The sequence below is a fragment of the Rhodoferax sp. PAMC 29310 genome (assembly GCF_017948265.1).
Lineage (GTDB): Bacteria > Pseudomonadota > Gammaproteobacteria > Burkholderiales > Burkholderiaceae_C > Rhodoferax.
Genome location: NZ_CP072852.1, coordinates 1,835,229 through 1,856,559 on the forward strand (window position 1 = coordinate 1,835,229; position 21,331 = coordinate 1,856,559).

The window sequence follows — 21,331 nt, forward strand, 5'->3', positions numbered from 1 at the left end:
TCCCGCTCACCCTATCTAGGCCAGTGACCGATTTCACTTACAAACCAGGAGCATCACTATGCAAAGACGAATCCTTCTCCAATCAGCGACTTCTCTCCTTACCTTGGGTATTGCCACCCACTCCTTGGCACAGTCGCCGGCGAAACCGACTGTTGAAGTCTGGAAATCCCCGACCTGCGGCTGCTGCAAAGACTGGGTCAAGCACATGGAGTCCAACGGATTCAGCGTCACGACCCACGAGGTTGGCGAGGCCGAAAAAACAGCGATGCGCAACAAACTAGGACTTGTCAACAAATTTGGCTCCTGCCACACCGCCTTAGTGGGTGGCTACGTCGTCGAAGGCCATGTGTCCGCCGAAATGGTTCACCGTCTCTTGAAAGAGCGCCCCAAAGCCGTCGGCATCGCAGTCCCCGGCATGCCCATCGGCTCACCCGGCATGGATGGACCGGAATACGGCGGCCAAAAAAATGCTTATTCGGTGCTTCTGGTTCAACGCAATGGTGCCTCCATCATTTACAAAAGCTATAACGTTTAATCGGCAGTCAACGCCACTGGCGGGGCTCGGTTGCGGGGCGGCGGCGTCGATAATGGCGCCGCATGTCCAAGACCATTCGCTACACCCTACTTTCCATCCGGGAGATGATCACCTCTGCCGGCCCCTTTGTCCTATTGACATTGGGTTTGCTGGCCCTGGCCTACTGGTGGCTGGACCCGACACCCCCCAAACATGTCACCCTCGCCACCGGCCCTGCCCAAAGCGCCTACGACGAGTTTGGCAAACGCTATGCCCAATCCCTGGCCGCTTACGGCATTGAGGTCAAGCTACTGCCCAGCGAAGGGTCAGCCCAAAACCTGGGGTGGCTCGCGGCCGGCAAGGTTGATCTTGGCTTTGTTCAGGATGGCACCAGCACCTTGCCCGACACCGCCCAGGACGCGCTGGTGTCCTTGGGCAGCCTGTTCGTCGAACCCGTTTGGCTGTTTTACCGCGAGGCTGTGGCGCCCAAGGCCAGAAACGGCATGGATCGTCCGTTGGAGACGCTCCCGCAATTAAAGGGCTTGCGGGTGAACGTGGGCACAGTGGGCAGCGGCGTACCGGCTTTGATGGAGAAACTATTCGACGCCAACCGCATGGAGGCGAAGAACCTGACGCTGTCCTACCTTGAGCAAACCCCGGCCACTGTCGGTTTTTTGAATGGCCAATTGGATGCACTGGTTTTTGTCTCAGCCCCCGAATCCCCCATGGTTCGCATGCTACTTCAGTCGCCCGGTGTGAAATTAATGAACTTTGCGCAAAGTGAGGCCTATTCGCGCCGCTTGCCGTTTTTACGGCCAGTTACTCTGCCTCGTGGTGTGGTCAACCTGGCGAGCAACGTGCCTGCCCATGACGTTCGACTGATTGCGCCAACCACAACATTGATGGCCCGGGAGCCGGTTCACCCTGCGGTACTCCAGCTGTTCTCACAAGCCTCACTGGCCTTTCACGGTCCTGCAGGTTGGTTCAACCGGGCCAGGGAGTTCCCCAATGTGGGCGCCACCGAGTTCCCCTTGTCGGGTGAGGCAGAGCGCACGCTACGCAGTGGTGTTCCTTTGATGCAGCGCTATCTGCCCTTCTCCTACGCCAACCTGATGGAGCGCATGTGGCTGGCACTGGGCATTATTGTGGCGGTGCTGCTGCCCCTAAGCCGCATTGTCCCGCCACTGTACGAGTTCCGAATCCGCTCTCGCGTGTTCCGCTGGTACGGGCAATTGCGCGACATCGAGGAGCGAGCTATAGACGGCAATGCTACTTTGTCAGACCTGCTGGACGAACTCAGCCAGCTGGAAACCCGGGCCGGAAGAACTACCGTGCCCTTGTCGTACACCGACGAGCTTTACGCCCTGCGCAACCACATCGAGCTGGTACGCAAAAAACTGACGCGACAACAACCCAACCTGGGCACGCCGACCTCACCATGAAAAAAGCCCTGCCCCTGCACGCAGGGACAGGGCTTTTCAAGCCGCAAAGTAAAGCTTACTTCAGTGCTTTGAAGCGCATGCGTTTGGGCTTGGCACCCTCTTCGCCCAGACGCTTCTTCTTGTCGGCTTCGTACTCTTGGTAGTTGCCGTCAAAGAAGGTCCACTGGCTATCGCCTTCGCAGGCCAGGATGTGGGTGGCAATGCGGTCCAGGAACCAACGATCGTGACTAATGACCATGAGAGAGCCCGCGAATTCCAGCAGCGCGTCTTCCAGTGCGCGCAAGGTTTCCACGTCCAGGTCGTTGGACGGCTCATCAAGCATCAGCACGTTGCCGCCGGCAATCAGCGTTTTGGCCAAATGCAGGCGGCCGCGCTCACCACCGGACAGTGTGCCGACACGTTTTTGCTGATCTGCCCCGTTGAAGTTGAACCGGCCACAGTAAGCCCGGCTGGCCATCTGGAACTTGCCGACATTCAGCATGTCCAGCCCGCCGGAGACATCTTCCCAAACCGTTTTGTCGTTGGCCAAGTCATCTCGGTTTTGATCCACAAAAGCCATGCGAACGGTCTGGCCGATTTTGACTTCGCCAGAATCTGGCTGCTCGCGGCCGGCAATCATCTTGAACAACGTCGACTTGCCGGCGCCGTTGGGGCCGATGATGCCGACGATGGCGCCTGGTGGCACCTTGAAGCTCAGGTTGTCGATCAACACGCGGTCACCAAAGGACTTGGTGACGTTCGTGAACTCAATGACCTCCTGCCCGAGGCGTTCAGCCACCGGGATGAAAATCTCGTTGGTCTCGTTGCGTTTTTGGTACTCAAAATCGCTCAGTTCTTCAAAGCGGGCCAAGCGGGCCTTACTTTTAGCCTGGCGCGCCTTGGGGTTCTGGCGAGACCATTCCAGCTCTTTCTTCAGGGCTTTGGCACGGGACTCTTCGCCCTTTTGCTCCATCACCAAGCGCTCTTGCTTCTGTTGCAACCAGTCGCTGTAATTGCCCTTGTAAGGCATGCCGTTGCCCCGGTCCAGCTCCAAAATCCACTCAGCGGCGTTGTCCAGGAAGTAGCGATCATGGGTAATGGCCACCACGGTTCCGGGGTAGCGCTGCAGGAACTGCTCCAGCCAATCCACGGACTCCGCGTCCAAGTGGTTGGTTGGCTCGTCAAGCAACAGCATATCGGGCTTGGAGAGCAGCAGGCGGCAAAGGGCCACACGACGCTTCTCACCACCGGACAGGAGGCCAACCTTGGCATCCCACGGGGGCAGGCGCAGGGCGTCAGCAGCGATCTCGAGTTGGTGCTCTGAATCGGTGCCAGCGCTGCCAATAATGGCTTCCATCTTTGCCTGTTCTTCGGCGAGTGCGTCAAAGTCGGCGTCTTCTTCGCCATAGGCGGCGTAGATTTCTTCCAGGCGGGCCTTGGCGGTAAACACTTGTCCCATGCCAGCCTCAACGCTTTCGCGGACCGTTTGGTCGGGGTCGAGTTGCGGCTCTTGCGGCAGGTATCCAATGTTCAGGCCAGCCATCGGCACAGCTTCGCCTTCAAACTCTTTGTCCACACCGGCCATGATCTTCAGCAAAGTGGACTTGCCGGAGCCATTGGTGCCCAGTACGCCAATTTTGGCGCCCGGGAAGAAGCTAAGGGAAATGTCTTTGAGAATGAACTTTTTCGGCGGAACAATCTTGCCGAGGCGGTTCATGGAAAATACGTATTGAGCCATGTGTCCTGCGCGTAGTCTGTGGGTGAAAACCATCCATTATCGACGCATACCCCATTCATCCTTGACTCCTGCCCGTTCAAACCGTGAATCAATGACGGTTTCGACCTTCCTCACTGTCATTGCGAAGCGCAGCTTGGGCGACGGCGTCCAGCGCTTTGTCCACGAGGTGACCTTCTGAAACCACTCGAATTGCCCCCTGCATGCGCAGTCGCGCCATGGTGCGACGTGACATCGAGTGCGCTGTGCCGCCTCGCGCCACAAACATGAAGAGCGTGCGGTGAGGACTGGCCCAAGTCAACTGAGCGCGCAACCACCGCCCCTCGACAATCAACTCCACCCACACCCCAATACTCAAATCCCGGGCGGAAAACACGCGGTAGGTCGATGAGTCGTCTGCTGGATCAGCGTGCTCGGTAAAGTAGCCAGACTCCAATGCTTCACTCGTTGCCATCCACAAACTTCCCGCATCGGCTTGGGGTGAAGCATCCGCATCAAGTGCCAAACTCTGGTCCAGACCATCGTCGGTGGCTGACAAGTCGCCCATTCGCGGGCCTTCAAATGCCTTTTCATGCTCAGTGATCAAGGCGTCAAAAATCACAGTCAGTCGGTCGGAAGAAAAGTCAATGACCTGCAAGCCTTGGCGCAGCTTGATCAGCATGCTTGGCACGAGGCCGACCAAGCGGGGACGATTGTGCCGGGTCTGCTCGGTCTGTACGCTCCACAAAAGCTCGTCGACCAGCTCAACGTAGCCCCCCGGGTCTGAATGCCCGTCTTTGCAGGCCAGTTCGGCTTGCGCTACCACCTGAGACCACGGCCCGCGCAAAAAGGTTGACAGCCAGTCAGGTACCACTTTGTCCTGCATGCGGACTTTGAATTCATCGGCCCAGCGCTGGGCCAGAAGGTTGCGTTGCTCGGCATGCAGCAAGGCACGCGCCGCGTCTTCCAATTGTTGACGGTGCGCGGCCTCGTCGCGCGCCCAACCCGCCTCCAGGGTTTGCAGTACCACGGCAAATTCGTCGGCGCTCCCTTTGCTGGCAATCAAGCTGACAACAGCCTTCGAGATCGTTTTCAGGAACAAGGCAAATCCATCCTCCGCCTCGGCGCCAAAGGCCAAGCTTTGGTCCATGACGCGATCAAGCAGCAAACGGGCGGGGTGTTGGCGTTCGCTGAAGAAACGCGGGTCATTTTGCGCCAGGGTCAGCAACAACGGCTCCATCGAGCGAATCAGGTGACTGACGGGGGGCAAGAGCCGATTGTCTTGCGAAAGGCGCTCAACCATCATGCCAACCACTTCTTCGGTCAGCTGGCGGCCCAATTGCTTCCCCTGCGGTCCTTCGCTTGCTGCCGCCGGACCAACATTGGCCGGCTTGCGAACGCGAGGCGTTTTCGGCTCTTTGCCAAGGGCTGCGGCGCGTTCAGACAGTCGGCGCATCATCGGTTCTATCAGCTTCAAGTCTTCCATGGCCACGAAGGAGGCCGGCATCGTGTGCAAAAAACCAGGCGATGGTGCATCGTCGAGCTCGCCCGATAGCAGGCGTCTGAGCTTATCCATCGTCAACACCCTTCGAACCAGTGAGTTGCCGTCGTCGCTGGCAAATCCCTCGCCTGCCCTGCTCAGGCGCCCGGCCAATGTGGCGGCGGAAGCGGCGGGCTCAACACCCTGTGCACGCAACCACGCGGTGATTTCTTTGTACAACTGACGCAAACCAATGCCCAGCAAACCCGCGGCGGGCAATATCAACGCCGACCGCGACGACGCATCCGGTGAGTGTTTGAGCAGCGTCTCCTGCAATGCCCGCACGAATGCTTGAGGCTTCATTGGGTTAAGTGAACCTTGAACGGTCGTCCACCCCAACAAACTGCTGACCAGCGCGTTGAGTGCAGGCAGCACCTCGTCCACACTTCGATCCACTTCTTGCTGGGCCAGGGCAAACTCAATATTGCCGTCAATCTGGCTGGAGTCCAGCAGCTGAAGGTCTTCAAAGCGAACGGCCGTCTGGTCCTGCGCGTCCTGGGTCACCGGCTGATAGATGCTGCGACGGACCCGTTTGACAAAGGATTTTTTAACCGCCGGTGCTTGGCTCATGAGAAATTCGACGGCTGCTGACGATGGTGCCACTTTGCTCGCCAATCCAACAGGTCTCTGCGCAGGGGCGCTAGAAATCAGCAAGCCATCGAGCACCCCTTGCATCAGTGCATCGGAACGCTGCAGCACCATTTCTAGGCACGCAGGAAGTGAGGCTGTTTGCCCCGACTCGACATCGGCCACACCCATACTGCGAAGTAAAAAATTTTTCATTCACGTCCTTACTTCAGCACCAATCGCCCCCTGCCCGATTTTGCACGGAGGGCGAGAGCCTGCCCAGTGATTGCAACATATTGTTTCGAATCGCAGGCAACCACCTGCGATTACCCGGTTTTAACGCGAGTTTGCCCATCTTATGAAGGGCGTGCGATAATATGAAGAGTTGTGGCGCTTCAGTTGCCCACAATGTCAGCACCTTGCTGGGAACAATGCCTCTCGCAAACGTTCCGTCTATGTATCCCATCTGCCTTTGACTGACTCAGTGCTCAAAACACGGAGCAGGCCGATGCCCTAGCGCCCGGATGGGCGCCACACTAAATGAACTTTGAAGAATTGAATTTGGCCCCGGCCATTGTTAAAGCCGTGCTTGAGCAAGGTTACGAGACACCTACGGCCATTCAGGCTCAGGCCATTCCCGTGATCCTTGAAGGTCACGACCTGCTGGGCGGCGCCCAGACCGGCACCGGCAAGACAGCCGCCTTCGTGCTGCCGATGCTGCACAAGCTCAGTCAGGGGCAAACCAACAAAAACAAATTCGGCGGCCTCGGCATCCGAGCCCTGGTCCTGACGCCGACCCGCGAATTGGCCGCGCAGGTCGAAGAGTCGGTGCAAACCTACGGCAAATACTTGGAACTGTCCTCCACCGTCATCTTTGGTGGTGTTGGCATGAACCCACAAATCAGCCGCGTTAAAAAAGGCGTCGACGTTTTGGTGGCAACACCGGGTCGCTTGCTGGATCTATTGCAACAAGGCGTGCTGGATCTGGGCCAAGTCGAAATTTTGGTGCTCGACGAAGCCGACCGCATGTTGGACATGGGCTTTATCCATGACGTGAAAAAAGTGCTGGCTGTTGTGCCCAAGAACAAGCAAAGTCTGTTGTTCTCTGCCACCTTCAGCGACGAAATTCGCGATCTGGCTGCAACCTTGCTCAAGAATCCACAAAGCGTGCAGGTGACGCCTCGCAACACCACGGTGCAGCGTATTACGCAGCTGATTCACCCGGTGGGCCGTGGCAAAAAGAAAGCCATCCTGGCGCACATCATTCAGGAACACAACTGGAGTCAAGTGCTGGTGTTCACCCGCACCAAGTTCGGCGCCAACAATGTTGCCGAATTCCTGACCAAGAATGGTATTCAGGCGATGGCCTTGCATGGCAACAAGAGCCAGGCAGCCCGTACGCAGGCTCTGGCCGGGTTTAAGAGCGGTGACATCCGCGCGTTGGTTGCCACTGACATTGCCGCTCGCGGTATTGACATTGATGATCTGCCCCATGTCGTGAACTACGAAATCCCCAATGTGTGCGAAGACTATGTGCACCGCATTGGCCGCACAGGCCGCGCAGGTGCTGACGGCACGGCGGTGAACCTGGTTTGCCTGGACGAGGAAGGCTTCATGCAAGCCATCGAGCGCTACACAAAGCAAGACATTCCAGTCCAGGTGATTGAAGGCTTCATGCCTGAACCCGGTGAAAAAGCAGAGCCCATCGCCATGGGTCGCCAAACCATTTGGGGCGGTGCTGGCAAGCCACCAAGCCGCGACGTGATGCAAGCAGCGGCTCGCTCAGCCCGCACTGAAATGCTGCAACGCGTGCGTGACAGCAAGGGCCCGCAAGGCGAACGCCCTGCCAATGGCGGCGGTGGCCGTGGTGGCAACGGTGGCGGTGGTGGTGGTGGTGGTGGCCGTGGCGGCAATGCCGGCGGTCAACGCAGTCATGCGCCTCGCAGCCATGCTCCAGCCGGAGAATTTGCACCCCGCAACCCAACCCAGCGCCCAGTGCAAGGCCGTGGTGGCAACGGTGGCGGTGGCGGCTATGGCGGCGAGAACCAATCTCAACGCCCGCCACAAGGTCAGCCTGATCCCATGCGGACCAGTGTCGACATGATGGCTGAACGCGGCGCCCGCCGCGGCGGTGGTGGTTTTGGTGGTGGCAACCGCAATGGTGGAGGTGGTGGTTATGGTGGTGGCAACGGCGGTCGCTCCGGCGGCGGAGCGGGTGGCTTTGGTGGCGGGGGCAACGGGTCTCGTGGGCCAGGCGGTTCTCGCGGGTCTTTTAACCGATAAGCACTACACGGCGGTTCATGCCGTGGGGCGCCGTCATTTGGCGCTTACCCACCCCAAGCTCTTCAGCCATGGGGTGGATTTCTCGAACCTGACTTCATTACCCGGGATAGAACACGTCGATGACGTGTTCATCGCCCTCGGAACCACGATCAAGGTGGCCGGGAGTGAAGCGGCATTTCGAGCCGTTGACTTTGACGCCGTCTTGGCTGTCGCACGCGCGGCTCGCCAAGCGGGCGCCCGCAAGCTGGGCGTCGTCAGCGCCATGGGTGCCAACCCTGACTCCACCGTGTTTTACAACCGAGTCAAGGGAGAGATGGAAGCCGCCCTTCGAGCACTCCAATTTCCCGTTTTGGTAATTGCCCGCCCGTCCCTTCTGACTGGGGATCGAGCCGCACTGAACCAAGTCAAACGACCCGGTGAGCAGTTGGGCAGCTTGGCCATGCGCTTATTGAAACCCCTGATTCCTCTGAACTACCAGGCCATTCCCGCCAGACAAGTGGGACAGGCCCTGCTGGAAGCGGTCAGAGGCACGCAAAACGGCGCCCGCGTTCTGCTCTCCGGTGACCTATGGGACGGCTCCAAGCCCACTTGGCCCACAAGGTAGGCACGTATGCGCCACAATGCGGCGCATGAGATTTCTACACACCATGCTGCGCGTCGGCAACCTTCAACGCTCGATTGACTTCTACACCGAGGTGCTCGGTATGAAACTTTTGCGTACTTCTGAGAACACCGAGTACAAGTACACCCTCGCGTTTGTCGGCTACGCCAGCAACCCGGAACAAGCCGAACTAGAACTCACCTACAACTGGGGCGTCGAATCCTACGACTTGGGCTCGGCGTATGGTCACATCGCCTTAGGTGTGCCTAACGCCTATGCAGCCTGCGACAAGATCAAGGCCGCGGGCGGCAATGTCACCCGTGACGCAGGACCTGTCAAAGGCGGCACCACCGTCATCGCGTTTGTTACCGACCCTGACGGCTACAAAATTGAATTGATTCAGCGCACCGAGGATGGCGCCGGCGGCGGACTGAACGCCTGATCAAAGACAAAAAAACCGGGGCCAAGCCCCGGTTTTGCTATTGATTAAGTAGCTATTTACGCAAGACCTACAAGGGCCATAGCCCTATTTCTTTAGTAAACGAGTGGCTGCTGCCAGTTCAGTGATCAATGCCCAGTCGCCCTTAATCATGGCCTCTGCCGGCACCAGCCAGGATCCGCCCACACACACCACATTCGGCAGAGCCAGCAAATCCGGTGCGTTCTGAAGGGTGACGCCACCGGTGGGGCAAAACTTGACATCAAAGAACGGACCGCTCCAGGCTTTCAGCATGGCAGGGCCGCCAGCTTGCATGGCGGGAAAGAACTTGAGCTCGGTGAATCCGTCTTCTTGCGCCATCATGATCTCGCTGCCCGTCGCCACACCAGGCAACAAAGCCAGACCAGCATCTCGGCAGGCTTGACCCACGGCGGAGGTGTAACCAGGGCTCACGGCAAACTGGGCACCCGCCATTGCGGCCGCTTGGGCATCCGCTTTGCTGCGAACCGTGCCTGCGCCGACCACGGCCTCAGGCACTTCGCGGGCAATGGCTTCAATACATGCCAGCGCTTGAGGGGTGCGAAGTGTCACCTCCAACATGCGCACACCGCCGGCCAACAACGCCCGAGCCATTGGCACCGCGTGGGCAATGTCGTTCAGCACAATTACCGGGATCACGGGAGCGTCCTGCATCACTTGCAAGGCAGTCAATCGGGTCATATCGTCTCTTTCTAGGGTTAATCAAAGCCAGCTACAAGCACCTTGCTCGGCAGTCAGCGCACTGCGGCGCATACCGGCAAAAAGCTCTCGGCCCATGCCGACACTGTTGTCCTCGCACAATTCGGCGGGCATCACCGCCAGTGGGCGAGCATTCCATTCTGCATCTGTGACGCGTACCGCCAAAGTGCCTGCATTGGCATCCAAACGGATGATGTCCCCATCACGCACCCGCGCCAAGGGTCCACCAGCCGCCGCCTCGGGTGAAAGGTGAATGGCGGCTGGCACCTTGCCCGACGCGCCGCTCATGCGGCCATCGGTGACCAACGCGACTTTAAAACCCTTGCCCTGCAAGACCGCCAGGGGTGGTGTGAGTTTGTGAAGTTCCGGCATGCCATTGGCTTGAGGCCCTTGCCAGCGCACCACACAAATCACATCCTGATTCAATTCGTTGGCGTTAAAGGCGTGGTGCAACGCTTCCTGCGAGTCAAACACCCGGCAAGGGGCTTCGACCACATGCCGATCCTCCGGCACAGCCGACACCTTGATCACACCCCGACCGAGATTGCCCTGCAACAATTTGAGCCCCCCAGTCGCGCTAAATGGTGCACTGGCAGGACGAACGACGGAGTCATCTTTGCTAACACCGGGATCAGTCCACTGCAGCATGCCGTTGGGCGCAGCAGCTGGAATGCCTGTGAACTCACGCAAACCGCCCGCGCGCACAGCCAACACATCGGCGTGCATCAAGCCCGCATCCAGCAATTCGCGGATCACATAGCCAGGACCACCCGCCGCCTGAAATTGGTTCACGTCGGCGCTGCCGTTGGGGTAAACACGGCTGAGCAATGGCACCACATCAGACAATGCAGAGAAATCATCCCAGTCAATCACGATGCCAGCGGCGCGTGCCACGGCCACCCAATGAATCAGGTGATTAGTGGAACCGCCAGTGGCCAGCAAAGCGACCATGGCATTCACAATACAACGTTCGTCCACCACGTGGCCAATCGGCGCAAAGCGCTTGCCCTTGGTGATGTCGAGCACGGTGCGCACGGCTTCCCGAGTGAGCTCTTCCCGCACCGCTGCGCCAGGGTTGATGAACGCCGTACCCGGCACATGCAGACCCATCGCTTCGAGCAGCATTTGATTGCTGTTGGCGGTGCCGTAAAACGTGCAGGTGCCAGAGCTGTGGTAGGCCGCAGATTCTGCTTCCAGCAACTCTTCCCTGCCCACCAAGCCTTGTGCGGCCTTCTCACGAACCTTGGATTTTTCATTGTTGGACAAACCCGAGGTCATGGGCCCGGCCGGGATGAACACGGTCGGCAGGTGGCCAAAATGCAGCGCGCCAATCAAGAGGCCGGGGACGATCTTGTCACACACACCCAACAACAACGCCGCGTCAAACACATCATGGCTGAGCGACACGGCCGTGGCCATGGCGATCACATCACGCGAAAACAAACTCAGCTCCATGCCAGGGGTGCCTTGCGTGACGCCATCGCACATCGCTGGCACGCCACCGGCCACCTGCGCGGTGGCGCCGTGCTTGCGCGCTTCGTTCTTGATGATGTCCGGGTACTGCTGCATGGGTGCGTGGGCCGACAGTACGTCGTTGAAGGCCGTCACGATGCCGATATTGGGTGCGCGCTCGGCGACAACCCTCAGCTTGTCATTGACGGGCAGTGCCGCAAACGCATGCGCGACATTGGCACAACCTAGGCGCTGCGCGCCAGGCGGTCGACTCGCCGTTTTCGCCAGCCTCTCCAGATAAGCGGTTCGTGTGGGGCGGCTGCGCTCCTGGATTCGCGCTGTGACTGTTTCTACAGTGGTGTGGAGTTTCATGATAAGTTGGTAACTAAATTACAAACCTCATGGTACTCCTGAAGCAGGGATATTTTGCCAATAGGGAGTAACGAGTTGGTTACCAAAATTAAAAAGCCCGAACAGGTCGGGCTTTTTTAAGAGATGCGGACAAGCAGTTACCTTATTTGATACTGACTTCGACGCTGCGCGCTTGAGCGTTGTCGCCGTCAGCCAGGGTCTCTTCCGGCTTCATCAACTCAACTTTGTCAGCGGCCACACCCAAACCTTGTAATAAGTCACGAACGCCAAACGCGCGCTGTTTGGCCAACTCAGCGTTTTTTGCAGCATCACCCGTGGAGTCATGAAAGCCGCTCACGATAAGAGATTTACCTGCCATTACGGCCGAAATCGCGTCCACCACGGCTTCAGAAGCGCCAGCAGCCAGGTCTGAATTGCCGGAGGCAAAGTAGAACTTAACGACGCCACCTTCCACGATCACACGGGCACCATCGGCGGCGTCTGATACGGCTGCCTTCATAGGCAGGGTCACTGGCATGACCTTGTCGCCTTTCTTGCCCAGCCCAAAACCGACTGCCAACGCCACGGCCAAGACAACCACCGCACCCAAAATTCCAAATACAACCCCTTGGTTGTCATCACGCTGAGAAGACATTATTCGTCCCCCAATTGAAGAAGCCAGAATTGTACGAACGCCTTTTATACTGAGCCTATGATCTCCATCGCTGACCTCCGAAAAAGCTACGAACGTGCCGAACTCAACGAGGACGCGTCCCCCCCCGATCCCATGGACCAGTTTGACAAGTGGATCAAAGAGGCGATCTCCTCTGAAGTGCCTGAGCCCAATGCCATGACGCTGGCCACCGTGGCCAGCGATCTGCGCCCCAGTACCCGCGTCGTGCTGATCAAAGGCTACGACGAACGCGGCATCACCTGGTTCACCAATTACGACAGCCGCAAAGGTCAGGAGTTGGCGGGTAACCCCTTCGCCGCCTTGCAATTTCACTGGGTGGAATTGGAACGGGTGGTGCGCATTGAAGGGCGGGTGGAAAAGGTCAGCGACAAGGAAAGCGACGAATACTTTCACAGCCGACCACTGGATTCCCGCATTGGCGCTTGGGCCTCGCCGCAGAGTCAGGTCATTTCGGGCCGGAGCGTGCTGGTCGCCAATGCCGCCAGATATGGCGCTCAATTCCTTCTGCAACCACCCCGCCCGCCGCACTGGGGAGGTTATCGCCTGGTCCCGGACAACTGGCAGTTTTGGCAAGGTCGCAAAAGCCGCTTGCATGACCGCCTGCTCTACACGCTTACCACGGAAAAAAACTGGTTGCGCGAACGCCTTGCGCCCTAAATTACGGCAATCAAGGCACGACTTGCCGCTTGCTTGACTGCGAGCGTCAACCGCTGCGCAGACGCGGGCTCTCGCTCCCAGTGGTGCCAATACAAAGAAACATCCACCGCGGATCCTGGCAGAATTTGAGCCAGCGGCAGCGGGCCGGCACGGTCTGTCAAATAGACGTCCGGCACCATGCCCCAGCCGAGACCGTGTTCCAAGGCACTCTCAAACGCATCAACCGCTGGTACAAAATGGCGCGGGTAGTGGGGAGAACTCAAGTTGAAGTGTTGCGCCAAGAAGGCATCCTGCAAAGCGTCTTTGCGGTTGAAAATGACTGCTGGCGTGGCCAATAAACGGTGCACCGACAGAGCGCCGCTTTGGGTATGACAGCTTTTGACCACCGCCGGGGATGCCACGCAGCGGTATCGCATGACACCCAGCGACTCGGCCAGGCAGCCGCGCATGGGTTGAGCAAGCGCGCTGACGCAGCCCATCACATCACCGTGTTTCAAGGCGTCGTGGGTGTGATCCTGATCGTCAATCACCACGTCCAACAACAGATGGTGGCGCATCAGCGAACTGGCCAGCCCCGGCAAAAACCAACTGGTCAATGAGTCCGCATTCACTGCCACGCTCAAGGTTTGCCACAGTGCTTTGTCACCTGCCCCGCCGCCGCTTAATCCCGCCAGTAAATCCGACTCCATCAATCGAAGCTGTTTGATGTGGGCCAGCAGCACCTGGCCTGCCGGTGTGGCACGCACGGTTTTGCCGCGCACCAACAGGCGCTGACCCAGAGCCGACTCAAGGCCTTTGATGCGCAGCGACACCGCCGCCAGCGTGAGATTCAGTGCCTGTGCGGCAGGGCCAAATCCGCCGTATTCCAGCACGGCGGCCAAGGCATCGAGTTGTCGGGCGTCCAGCATGGCAAATTTACTTAGTTAAATATTTTTTATGTATTACTAGTTTAATTTAGTTAGATTCAATAAGAAGACGATTCGCGGCACACTGCGTTTCGTCTTGATTTATTTCTCATTCTTTGATTCACCGAGCTTCACATGCTGAGTTTCTCCCCTGCCTTTGCCTTCGCCCCCGCCTTCAATGCCGGCCTGCTGCTCAGCCTGTCGCTCATCATGGCGCTGGGCCCGCAAAACGCCCATGTCATGCGCATGGGGCTGCGCGGCCAACATGTGTGGCTGACAGTCGCGGTGTGCATCGTCTCAGACGTGCTGCTGATTGGCTTGGGCGTGCTGGGAATTGCCTATGTGGGCGGAATGTCCGAGGGCGTGCGTGTGGGTCTGGTGCTGGCTGGCATTGCCTTTTTGATTTACTACGGTGCGCAAGCATTTGTGCGCTGCCGCAATGGGGAATCGGGCGCGCTGCCCGACATCCAGGTTGATCACTCTGCTGGGCGCATAACCCGTCGCCAAGCCACAGCCTCAGCGCTCGCCTTTGGCTGGCTCAATCCGCACGCCTGGCTGGACACCGCCGTACTGATTGGCACCGCCTCCATCGCCTGGGGCACGCCCGGCAACGCCGTTTTTGGCCTGGGCGCGGCGGCAGGCTCGGTGATCTGGTTTTTGGGCTTGGGCCTGAGCCTGTTCTGGCTGGGGCAGCGTCTGCGCTCGCCCCAGGTCTGGCGCGTGCTTGACGGGCTGGTGGCCCTGATGATGTGGGGAACGGCCCTGACGCTGGGCTGGGGTCTACTCGGTCTGTGATTCAAGGCGCCATTTGAGGCGCCTGTGAAATTATCCAGATGCGATCCTGATCTGATGTGGATGAAAACTTATCCGCCTCTGTAAGATCGATTTATGACAACTGCACTTCCACTGAATGCGAAAGTACGCTTTACGCAAGAGCGATTATCCGTCTTGACGCCGCGTGACCGACAAGGTTTGGCTGGGCGTGTCGGCGTGATTCAAACTGATGGCAATCTCAATCGCAAACCGACGGTCTATTTTTCAGCCGACGAAACCCGTCTGGACATTCGCCTGTTTCGGGTCGACCCACGGCACCTTGAACTGGTTGAAAGTCCGCCCCAAGCTGAGCAGGAGCCCACTCAGGACGATGACGCAACAGATTCCACCCCCACCAAGGAGGTTGATAAAACTGCTGCCGCGCAAGCCTCGGAGCCTGAGGGTGGCGGGAAACTCTCGCAAAGTGAGATGGATGATCTGTTTGGCTAGCAGCAACACCATAGGCGAAAATTTGAAAGCAGGCTCCTGACTACCCAGCCACAGACACCTGGGCCAAACCCGCATCCACAATCAGGTTCTGACCCGTGATGCCGTCGCTGTCGTCGGCCGCCAGAAAGAGCGTCGAGCGCGCCACATGGGCGCTGTCCAGGCGGAACTTGAGGCATTGCAGGTCAATGAACTTTTGGTCCTCTTCCGGGTTGCGCCACAGCGCGGTTTGGCGCTCTGTCACGATGGCACCAGGCACCAGTGCGTTCACGCGAATGGCGTCCACACCCAACTCACGCGCCAGCGTCCGAGTCATGCCCGAGATGGCGGCCTTGCTGGCGGTGTAGCCAATCAGGTTCGGGCGGCCGCGCATCCACGAGATACTGCCCATATTGATAACCGAGCCACCGACCTTGGCCTCGCGAAGTTGCCTTGCCACAGTTTGTGTGGCAAACACTTGGTGCCGCAAATTCAAATTCAGGCAGTTGTCCCAGTACTCGGGCGTCAGTTCGTCCAGCGAGTGGCGGTCATCCCGGCCCGCGTTGTTGACTAGCACGCGAATGGGGCCCCAAGCGGTTCCCACGCGGGTTAAATAGGCCTGCAAGGCGGGAATGTCTCGCACATCGCAGGCTTCATACATCAACTGCGTGTGCCCAGCCTGGTTCAGCTCGTCAATCAGGGCTTTGCCACCATCGGGCTTGGTGCCGCAAAAAGCGACACGGCTGCCCTGCGCGGCAAAAGCGCGAACCAACTCGGCACCAATGCCGGATGAGCCGCCAGAGATAAAAACAACGCGATCGCGCAGTGAAGGGTAAGGGGTGTAACTCATGAGCAATTCAAAAATATTCAGTTACCAGCCGGCGGGCAGCACTTCGCTCAGGGCCACTGCGCGCCCTTCGGCAATGCTCAGGTGGGCGGCCACACCCGTGGCCACACTGCGGAGCCCGTCTTCCAGCGAAACTTCGGGTGGCAGGCCGTTGCGCAGCGCGTGGGCAAACTTTTCATGTTCAATGAACGATGCCCCAAAGTGCTGACCGGGGTATTTGATGTTGGTGTCCCACACCCGGCGCACTGATACACCTTTGCCGCTGCCGGAGGGCTCGCCCCAGACTTTGCGCGTTCCCCAGTCCTCACGGCGGCCGTAGCGCAGCGTCAAAGACGGCAACAGAGACTCCAGCTTGCCTTCGTTGCCCACCACACTGATGTGCTCGTTATCGACCGAGTTTTCAGCAAACATGCACAAATCCAGCATCGCGCGGGCACCGCTGGGGTACTCCACGATGACAAAGGCACTGTCCAGAATGTCTGGCGTGCGTTCGTCGTAACGCTCGTCCAAATGATTGACGCGTTGGCCCCCTGAGGCGAAGACGCGCACCGGGTGCTCACCCAACACAAAGTCCATCAGGTTGAAGTAGTGGCAGCACTTCTCCACCAGCGTGCCGCCGGTGTTTTCGGTGAATCGGTTCCAGTCATCAACCTTGGGGTAGAACGGCTCGCGGTGTTCACGAATGCTGACCTGATGAATCTGCCCTACCGCGCCGGCATGGGCCATGCGCACCATCTCGGCCACAGGCGGCATGTAGCGGTACTCCTGCGCCACCCACACGAGGGCCTTGCGGCCTTTGGCCAACTCGACCAGCTCATGACAATCTTGCACACGGGTGCACAAAGGCTTTTCCGCCAGGATGTGAAGATCGGTCGCCAGCGCTGCCCGCAATATTTCGACATGGGTGAAATTGGGCGTGGCAATGACCACGGCGTCACACAAGCCGCTGCTCAGCAAATCGGCGTAGTTCTCAAACACGGCCGGGGCCGGGTCCAGCAAGGCCACCGCCTGTTCACGGCTTTTTTCATTGGTGTCGGCCAAGGCCGTCACCGTCGTGCCGGACATGGCCCGGATGTTCTCGATGTGTTCTCGGCCCATGCTGCCGCAACCAATAATGCCGTAGCGAATTTTTTTCATGATGAATGAATTAGAAAAACCAGAGAAACTAGAAAAACGTCAGCCTTTCAGGCCGCCTTGCGTCAAACCACCCACCACACGCTCCTGAAACACGGCGATGAGCACCGCAATCGGAACAATGGCAACAATCAGTGCCGCCGAGATGATGGGCCAGGGGAAGGTGAACTCGCCCTGGTACAGCGAAATGCCCACAGGCAGCGTGCGCATGCTGGCCGACGAGTTCAGCGACAAGGCCAGCAAGAACTCATCCCAGGCATTCACAAAGGCCAGAATGCCGGCCGTGAACACGCCAGGCGCGGCCAGGGGAACCACAATGCGCCACAACGCACCCATGCGGGTGCAGCCGTCAATCATGGCGGCGTTCTCCAGGTCTTTGGGAATGCTCTGGAAAAAGCTCACCAGCACCAGCGTGCACACCGGCAGGTTCAGCACCACATACGGCAAGATGAGTGCGGTGTAGGTGTTCAGCAAGTCCATGGCCCTGAAGGTCTCAAAAATGGGCACCAACAAAGTCACCAGCGGGAACATGCTGGATGCGATGATGGTCGTCAAAATAACTTGGCGGTACTTTAAATTGAGCCGGGCGATCGCATACGCGGCGCAGGCCGACACCAGCAAAGACAGTGCGGTGGCCCCCAGCGCAACAATCAAACTGTTGCTCAGGTAACGCAGCAAGGGTTGGTCGGTGAAGGCCTGCACATAGTTTTGCAGGGTGACGTTTTGCGGCCACCAAGTGATGGGCTTCTGAACCAGCTCGGTTTCGCTTTTGAGCGAGGTGAACAAAATCCAGACGGCGGGAAAGAAGCCGTTGATGACCACCAGACCGGCGGCAATCACGCGCAGTTGCATGGATGACCAGCTCCAGTTCATGCGTTTCTCCCGACACGGTGCAAGTAAAACGAGGTCACCACAATCGACAGCAGGAACATGCCCACCGCCAAAGTGGAGCCGTAACCCACGTCCAGGTACTCAATCGTGGTTTTGTGAATCAGCATGGCCAGCGTTTCAGTCGTGTTGCCCGGGCCGCCCCGGGTCATGGTGTAGGGAATATCAAAGGTCTGCAAGGCGGTAATCGTTCGAAAGATCAGCGCCACGATGATGCTGGGCATCAACATGGGAATGGTGATCTGCCAGAACTGCTGCCACTTGTTGGCGCCATCCACTTCCGCCGCTTCATACAGCGACTTTGGAATCATTTGCAGCCCAGCCAGCAGGATCAGCGCCATAAAGGACGAGGTTTTCCAGATGATGGTCAGGCAGATCGCGGTGAACGCCCAGTTGGGGCGCAGCAACCACATGGTGGGCTCGGTCTGCAGGCCCAAGCGGCGAACAATGTCATTCACCACGCCGTACTCGGTGTGAAAAAACCAGGCAAATATCAATCCAGCAAAGCTCAAGGGCAAAGCCCAAGGCAGCAGCAGCGAAAGACGCACCGGCCACTTGCGGCGAAAAGGCAGGTTGGCCAGCAGGGCCAGCCCCAAGCCCATCACCAAAGCACCGGGTACCGTGATCAAGGTGATCAGCAGCGTGTTTTTGGTGGCATTCCAAAAATCGGCGTCTTTGATCACATCCGCATAGTTCTGCAGGCCCAAAAACAGGGCGCCACCGCCCCCACCAGACAGGCGCAAGTCAAAAAAGCTGTTGTAAATCAGCTTGCCGATCGGGTAGACAACAATCAGCCCGATCAAGATAAAAGCCGGTGCCAACAGCAGCCAGGCCAGTGCCTTCTCGGACGGATCGCGTAATTTGCTCAACATGGGTCTGCAGTCCTGGTTCGCTTAGCGCATGACGCGGTTCAATTTGCCTTCGATTTCTGCCACGCCATCGGCCGGTGTCTTGACCCGGGCCAAGATGGCACTGGTGGTGGTGCGAACCACGTCAGACACCTCACCATAGCGCGCGCTAATGGGACGGGCACGACCGGCCACCACCACTTTGGCGGCATCTTTGAACCAAGGCACAGCCTTGATCACATCAGCGTCGGTATAGACACTTTCCACGGTGGGCAACAAGGAGCCTTCAACCGCCAGAAACTTGCTTGATGCGGGAGAGGCCATGAACTGCACCAACTTGGCGGCATCAGCTTTGCTCTTGCTGAAGGAGCTCACCGCCCACTGCCAGCCACCCACGCAGGTGGCGCTCTTGCCGCCAGCCATTGCGGGCAATGGCATCACGCCTACCTTGCCCTTGACCTGGCTGTCAGCGTCGTCTTTGAAACGGTCCCAGGCAAAGCCCCAGTTGATGGCAAAAGCCACCTGACCAGCCTTGAACTCGTTCACCGTGGCCGGTGTGGTTACCTCGGCGATGTTTTTCTTCATCACGCCCTGGTCCACAAGCTTGAGCCACATCTCCATGCCTTTGGTGGCCGCTTCTTTGTCCAGCGTGAGCTTGCCATTGGCGTCATTGAACGACTTGCCGGCGCTCCAGTAAGGCAGCAAGAAGGTGCACACGGCGCCTTCAATGGGTGCGCCCTGGATGCTCAGGCCTTGCAGGTTCGGGTTGCCCTCGCCTTTTTGAATGGTCTGGGCGGCTGCGCTCAACTCGTCCCAAGTCTTCGGCTCAGCCAGCTTGTACTTTTCCAGCAAATCTTTGCGGTAGTACATGAACATGGCATCCGCAAACGCGGGCATGGCCGCAACTTTGCCGTTCACCACATTGGCATTGGCATAAACAGGCAAATACGGCTTCAAGGCGGCGGTGCCACCCACATAGCTGTCCAACGGCTCAATCCAGCCGGCGTTGGAGTACTGGCTGGGGTTGACGATGTCGATCAGGAAGATGTCGATGGCCGAATCTTTGGCATTCAGCACCGTGCTGAGGTATTGGCGCTGCAATTCTGACGTCGCCCCGCCGGTTTCGATGTCAACCTTGATGCCGGGGTTGGCGACCTGGAACTGGTCAAACAACTTGCGCATCAAATCCGGGCGCTGGTTTTGGCCGCCCGAGAACACACGCAAAGTGGTTTGCTGGGCCGAAGCCATGCCAGCAACCAGGCTGGCGCCCAGTGCCAGCGTGACGAGATGGGAACGTTTCATTGCAGTCTCCTTGGTATAAATATCAAACAACTAAACTCAAGAATTTCATGGCTTTTAGGCCTCCGGCCCAGATATACCGTTCGGGAGAAGCTCTCTTTTTAATAGCAAACCAATTTCAGTCAAGCGACCAACGCCAAACCGGAATCGGCATCAAACAGATGCATATGGCTAAGGCTCAAGTACACCGTCAATGACTCACTTGGATTCAACTCAAAACTGGCTGGGCAGCGCGCCACCAGTTCGCAGTTGCCCACGCTCAAAGTCACCAGGGTTTCAGCCCCCAGCGGCTCGGTGAGTGCCACTTTGGCCGACACCGGCACCCGGCCATCGCCAGCGTCCAGGGCAACGTTCTCGGGCCGAATCCCAAATCGCAAGTCTTTGGCTGTGGCGCCGGCAAGGGCCAAAGCCGGCGGCAAGACAAAGCGGCAATTCCCCAGCACCACCTGGCCGTCTGCCAGCGTGCAGGGCACCAGATTCATGGCCGGCGAGCCGGTGAACCCGGCCACAAACAAGGCGGCAGGCGTGTTGTAGATGTTCTTGGGCGTGTCGTATTGCATCTTGTGCCCCGCACTCAAGACCACAATGCGGTCGGCCAGCGTCATGGCCTCCACCTGGTCGTGGGTGACATAGATGATGGTGGCGCCCAAGCGCTGGTGCAAGCGCTTGATCTCGGTGCGCATTTCGGTGCGCAACTGGGCGTCCAGATTGCTCAGCGGCTCATCGAACAAAAACACCTTGGGTTGGCGCACGATGGCGCGGCCAATGGCCACCCGCTGGCGCTGCCCGCCTGACAAAGCGGCGGGCTTGCGGTCCAGCATGTGATCAATGCGCAACAAGCGGGCCGCGTCCATCACCCGGCGGTCAATCTCGTCGGCAGGCGTCCCCCGCAGGCGCAGGCCAAAGGCCATGTTGTCATACAGGCTCTTGTGCGGGTACAGCGCGTAGTCCTGAAACACCATGGCGATGTCGCGGTTGCGCGGGGGCTCATCATTCACACGTTTGCCATCAATGACCACATCACCACCACTGATCTCTTCCAGGCCGGCAATCATGCGCAACAAGGTGGACTTGCCGCAGCCCGAGGGGCCCACGAACACGACGAACTCGCCGTGCTCGATGTGCAAGTCCATGCCGTGAATGATGACGTTCTTGCCGTCGTAGGTCTTTCGAACCTGTTGGAGTTCTACGCTTGCCATC

20 protein-coding genes are annotated in these 21,331 nt (G+C 58.5%); 8 read left to right on the top strand and 12 right to left on the bottom strand.

Translation table 11 applies throughout. The features are described 5' to 3' along the window. Window positions 1-58: 58 nt before the first annotated feature. Both J8G15_RS08330 and J8G15_RS08335 read left to right on the top strand, forming a co-directional pair. Window positions 59-535, top strand: coding sequence for a DUF411 domain-containing protein (locus J8G15_RS08330; protein ID WP_210547026.1), 477 nt, complete (start codon window positions 59-61; stop codon window positions 533-535). Window positions 536-597: 62 nt separating this feature from the next. Beyond that, the gene (locus tag J8G15_RS08335) at window positions 598-1,956 is read left to right on the top strand and encodes a TAXI family TRAP transporter solute-binding subunit (RefSeq protein WP_210547027.1); all 1,359 of its coding nucleotides are present in this window, start codon (window positions 598-600) and stop codon (window positions 1,954-1,956) included. 55 nt (window positions 1,957-2,011) lie between these two features. Here J8G15_RS08335 and ettA read toward each other — a convergent pair whose 3' ends face one another. Together ettA and J8G15_RS08345 are read right to left on the bottom strand one after the other, a co-directional pair. Beyond that, a complete protein-coding gene (gene ettA / locus J8G15_RS08340) occupies window positions 2,012-3,673 on the bottom strand; it encodes an energy-dependent translational throttle protein EttA (RefSeq protein WP_210547028.1) in 1,662 nt (553 codons plus the stop codon). A gap of 88 nt (window positions 3,674-3,761) precedes the next feature. After that, window positions 3,762-5,972 carry a DUF1631 family protein gene (locus tag J8G15_RS08345; RefSeq protein ID WP_210547029.1) on the bottom strand — a complete coding sequence of 737 codons (2,211 nt, stop codon included), beginning with the start codon at window positions 5,970-5,972 and terminating at the stop codon, window positions 3,762-3,764. A 324-nt stretch (window positions 5,973-6,296) separates the two neighbouring features. Between J8G15_RS08345 and J8G15_RS08350 the strand changes: the two genes are divergently transcribed. The 3 genes from J8G15_RS08350 to gloA are packed head-to-tail and all read left to right on the top strand — an operon-like array spanning window position 6,297 to window position 9,082. Continuing rightward, entirely contained in the window at window positions 6,297-8,039 is a 1,743-nt protein-coding gene (locus tag J8G15_RS08350) for a DEAD/DEAH box helicase (protein ID WP_210547030.1), read from the top strand. Beyond that, window positions 7,933-8,643 (top strand): NAD(P)H-binding protein, encoded by a 711-nt coding sequence (locus J8G15_RS08355; protein ID WP_210547031.1) that lies wholly within the window; start codon window positions 7,933-7,935, stop codon window positions 8,641-8,643. Before J8G15_RS08350 ends, J8G15_RS08355 begins: the two co-directional genes overlap by 107 nt. 25 nt (window positions 8,644-8,668) lie before the next feature. Continuing rightward, the gene (gene gloA, locus J8G15_RS08360) at window positions 8,669-9,082 is read left to right on the top strand and encodes a lactoylglutathione lyase (protein ID WP_210547032.1); all 414 of its coding nucleotides are present in this window, start codon (window positions 8,669-8,671) and stop codon (window positions 9,080-9,082) included. 84 nt (window positions 9,083-9,166) lie between these two features. On the opposite strand, the gene eda is transcribed toward gloA, so the two are convergent. The 3 genes from eda to J8G15_RS08375 form a co-directional block, all read right to left on the bottom strand. Next, on the bottom strand, window positions 9,167-9,799 hold the full coding sequence (gene eda, locus J8G15_RS08365; RefSeq protein ID WP_210547033.1) for a bifunctional 4-hydroxy-2-oxoglutarate aldolase/2-dehydro-3-deoxy-phosphogluconate aldolase: 633 nt from the start codon (window positions 9,797-9,799) through the stop codon (window positions 9,167-9,169). 21 nt (window positions 9,800-9,820) lie between these two features. After that, entirely contained in the window at window positions 9,821-11,641 is a 1,821-nt protein-coding gene (gene edd, locus J8G15_RS08370) for a phosphogluconate dehydratase (protein WP_210547034.1), read from the bottom strand. Window positions 11,642-11,783: 142 nt separating this feature from the next. Beyond that, entirely contained in the window at window positions 11,784-12,275 is a 492-nt protein-coding gene (locus J8G15_RS08375; protein ID WP_210547035.1) for an OmpA family protein, read from the bottom strand. A 57-nt stretch (window positions 12,276-12,332) separates the two neighbouring features. Between J8G15_RS08375 and pdxH the strand changes: the two genes are divergently transcribed. Next, entirely contained in the window at window positions 12,333-12,971 is a 639-nt protein-coding gene (pdxH, locus tag J8G15_RS08380; RefSeq protein ID WP_210547036.1) for a pyridoxamine 5'-phosphate oxidase, read from the top strand. Here the strand turns inward: pdxH and J8G15_RS08385 are convergent. Beyond that, entirely contained in the window at window positions 12,968-13,879 is a 912-nt protein-coding gene (locus J8G15_RS08385) for an HTH-type transcriptional regulator ArgP (protein ID WP_210547037.1), read from the bottom strand. The genes pdxH and J8G15_RS08385 overlap by 4 nt on opposite strands. Before the next feature lie 132 nt (window positions 13,880-14,011). Between J8G15_RS08385 and J8G15_RS08390 the strand changes: the two genes are divergently transcribed. Beyond that, window positions 14,012-14,671, top strand: a complete 660-nt coding sequence (locus J8G15_RS08390) for a LysE/ArgO family amino acid transporter (protein WP_210547038.1) — start codon at window positions 14,012-14,014, stop codon at window positions 14,669-14,671. A gap of 93 nt (window positions 14,672-14,764) precedes the next feature. Further along, window positions 14,765-15,139 carry a hypothetical protein gene (locus J8G15_RS08395; protein ID WP_210547039.1) on the top strand — a complete coding sequence of 125 codons (375 nt, stop codon included), beginning with the start codon at window positions 14,765-14,767 and terminating at the stop codon, window positions 15,137-15,139. A 40-nt stretch (window positions 15,140-15,179) separates the two neighbouring features. Here the strand turns inward: J8G15_RS08395 and J8G15_RS08400 are convergent, their stop codons facing one another. The 6 genes from J8G15_RS08400 to J8G15_RS08425 form a co-directional block, all read right to left on the bottom strand. Further along, a complete protein-coding gene (locus J8G15_RS08400) occupies window positions 15,180-15,965 on the bottom strand; it encodes an SDR family NAD(P)-dependent oxidoreductase (protein ID WP_210547040.1) in 786 nt (261 codons plus the stop codon). A gap of 21 nt (window positions 15,966-15,986) precedes the next feature. Next, a complete protein-coding gene (locus J8G15_RS08405; protein ID WP_210547041.1) occupies window positions 15,987-17,099 on the bottom strand; it encodes a Gfo/Idh/MocA family protein in 1,113 nt (370 codons plus the stop codon). 39 nt (window positions 17,100-17,138) lie between these two features. After that, window positions 17,139-17,969, bottom strand: coding sequence for a carbohydrate ABC transporter permease (locus J8G15_RS08410; RefSeq protein WP_210547042.1), 831 nt, complete (start codon window positions 17,967-17,969; stop codon window positions 17,139-17,141). Further along, window positions 17,966-18,856 carry a carbohydrate ABC transporter permease gene (locus tag J8G15_RS08415; RefSeq protein WP_210547043.1) on the bottom strand — a complete coding sequence of 297 codons (891 nt, stop codon included), beginning with the start codon at window positions 18,854-18,856 and terminating at the stop codon, window positions 17,966-17,968. Before J8G15_RS08415 ends, J8G15_RS08410 begins: the two co-directional genes overlap by 4 nt. A 21-nt stretch (window positions 18,857-18,877) precedes the next feature. After that, window positions 18,878-20,134 (bottom strand): ABC transporter substrate-binding protein, encoded by a 1,257-nt coding sequence (locus tag J8G15_RS08420; protein ID WP_210547044.1) that lies wholly within the window; start codon window positions 20,132-20,134, stop codon window positions 18,878-18,880. A gap of 119 nt (window positions 20,135-20,253) precedes the next feature. Beyond that, window positions 20,254-21,330 carry an ABC transporter ATP-binding protein gene (locus tag J8G15_RS08425; RefSeq protein WP_210547045.1) on the bottom strand — a complete coding sequence of 359 codons (1,077 nt, stop codon included), beginning with the start codon at window positions 21,328-21,330 and terminating at the stop codon, window positions 20,254-20,256. Window position 21,331 lies beyond the last annotated feature (1 nt).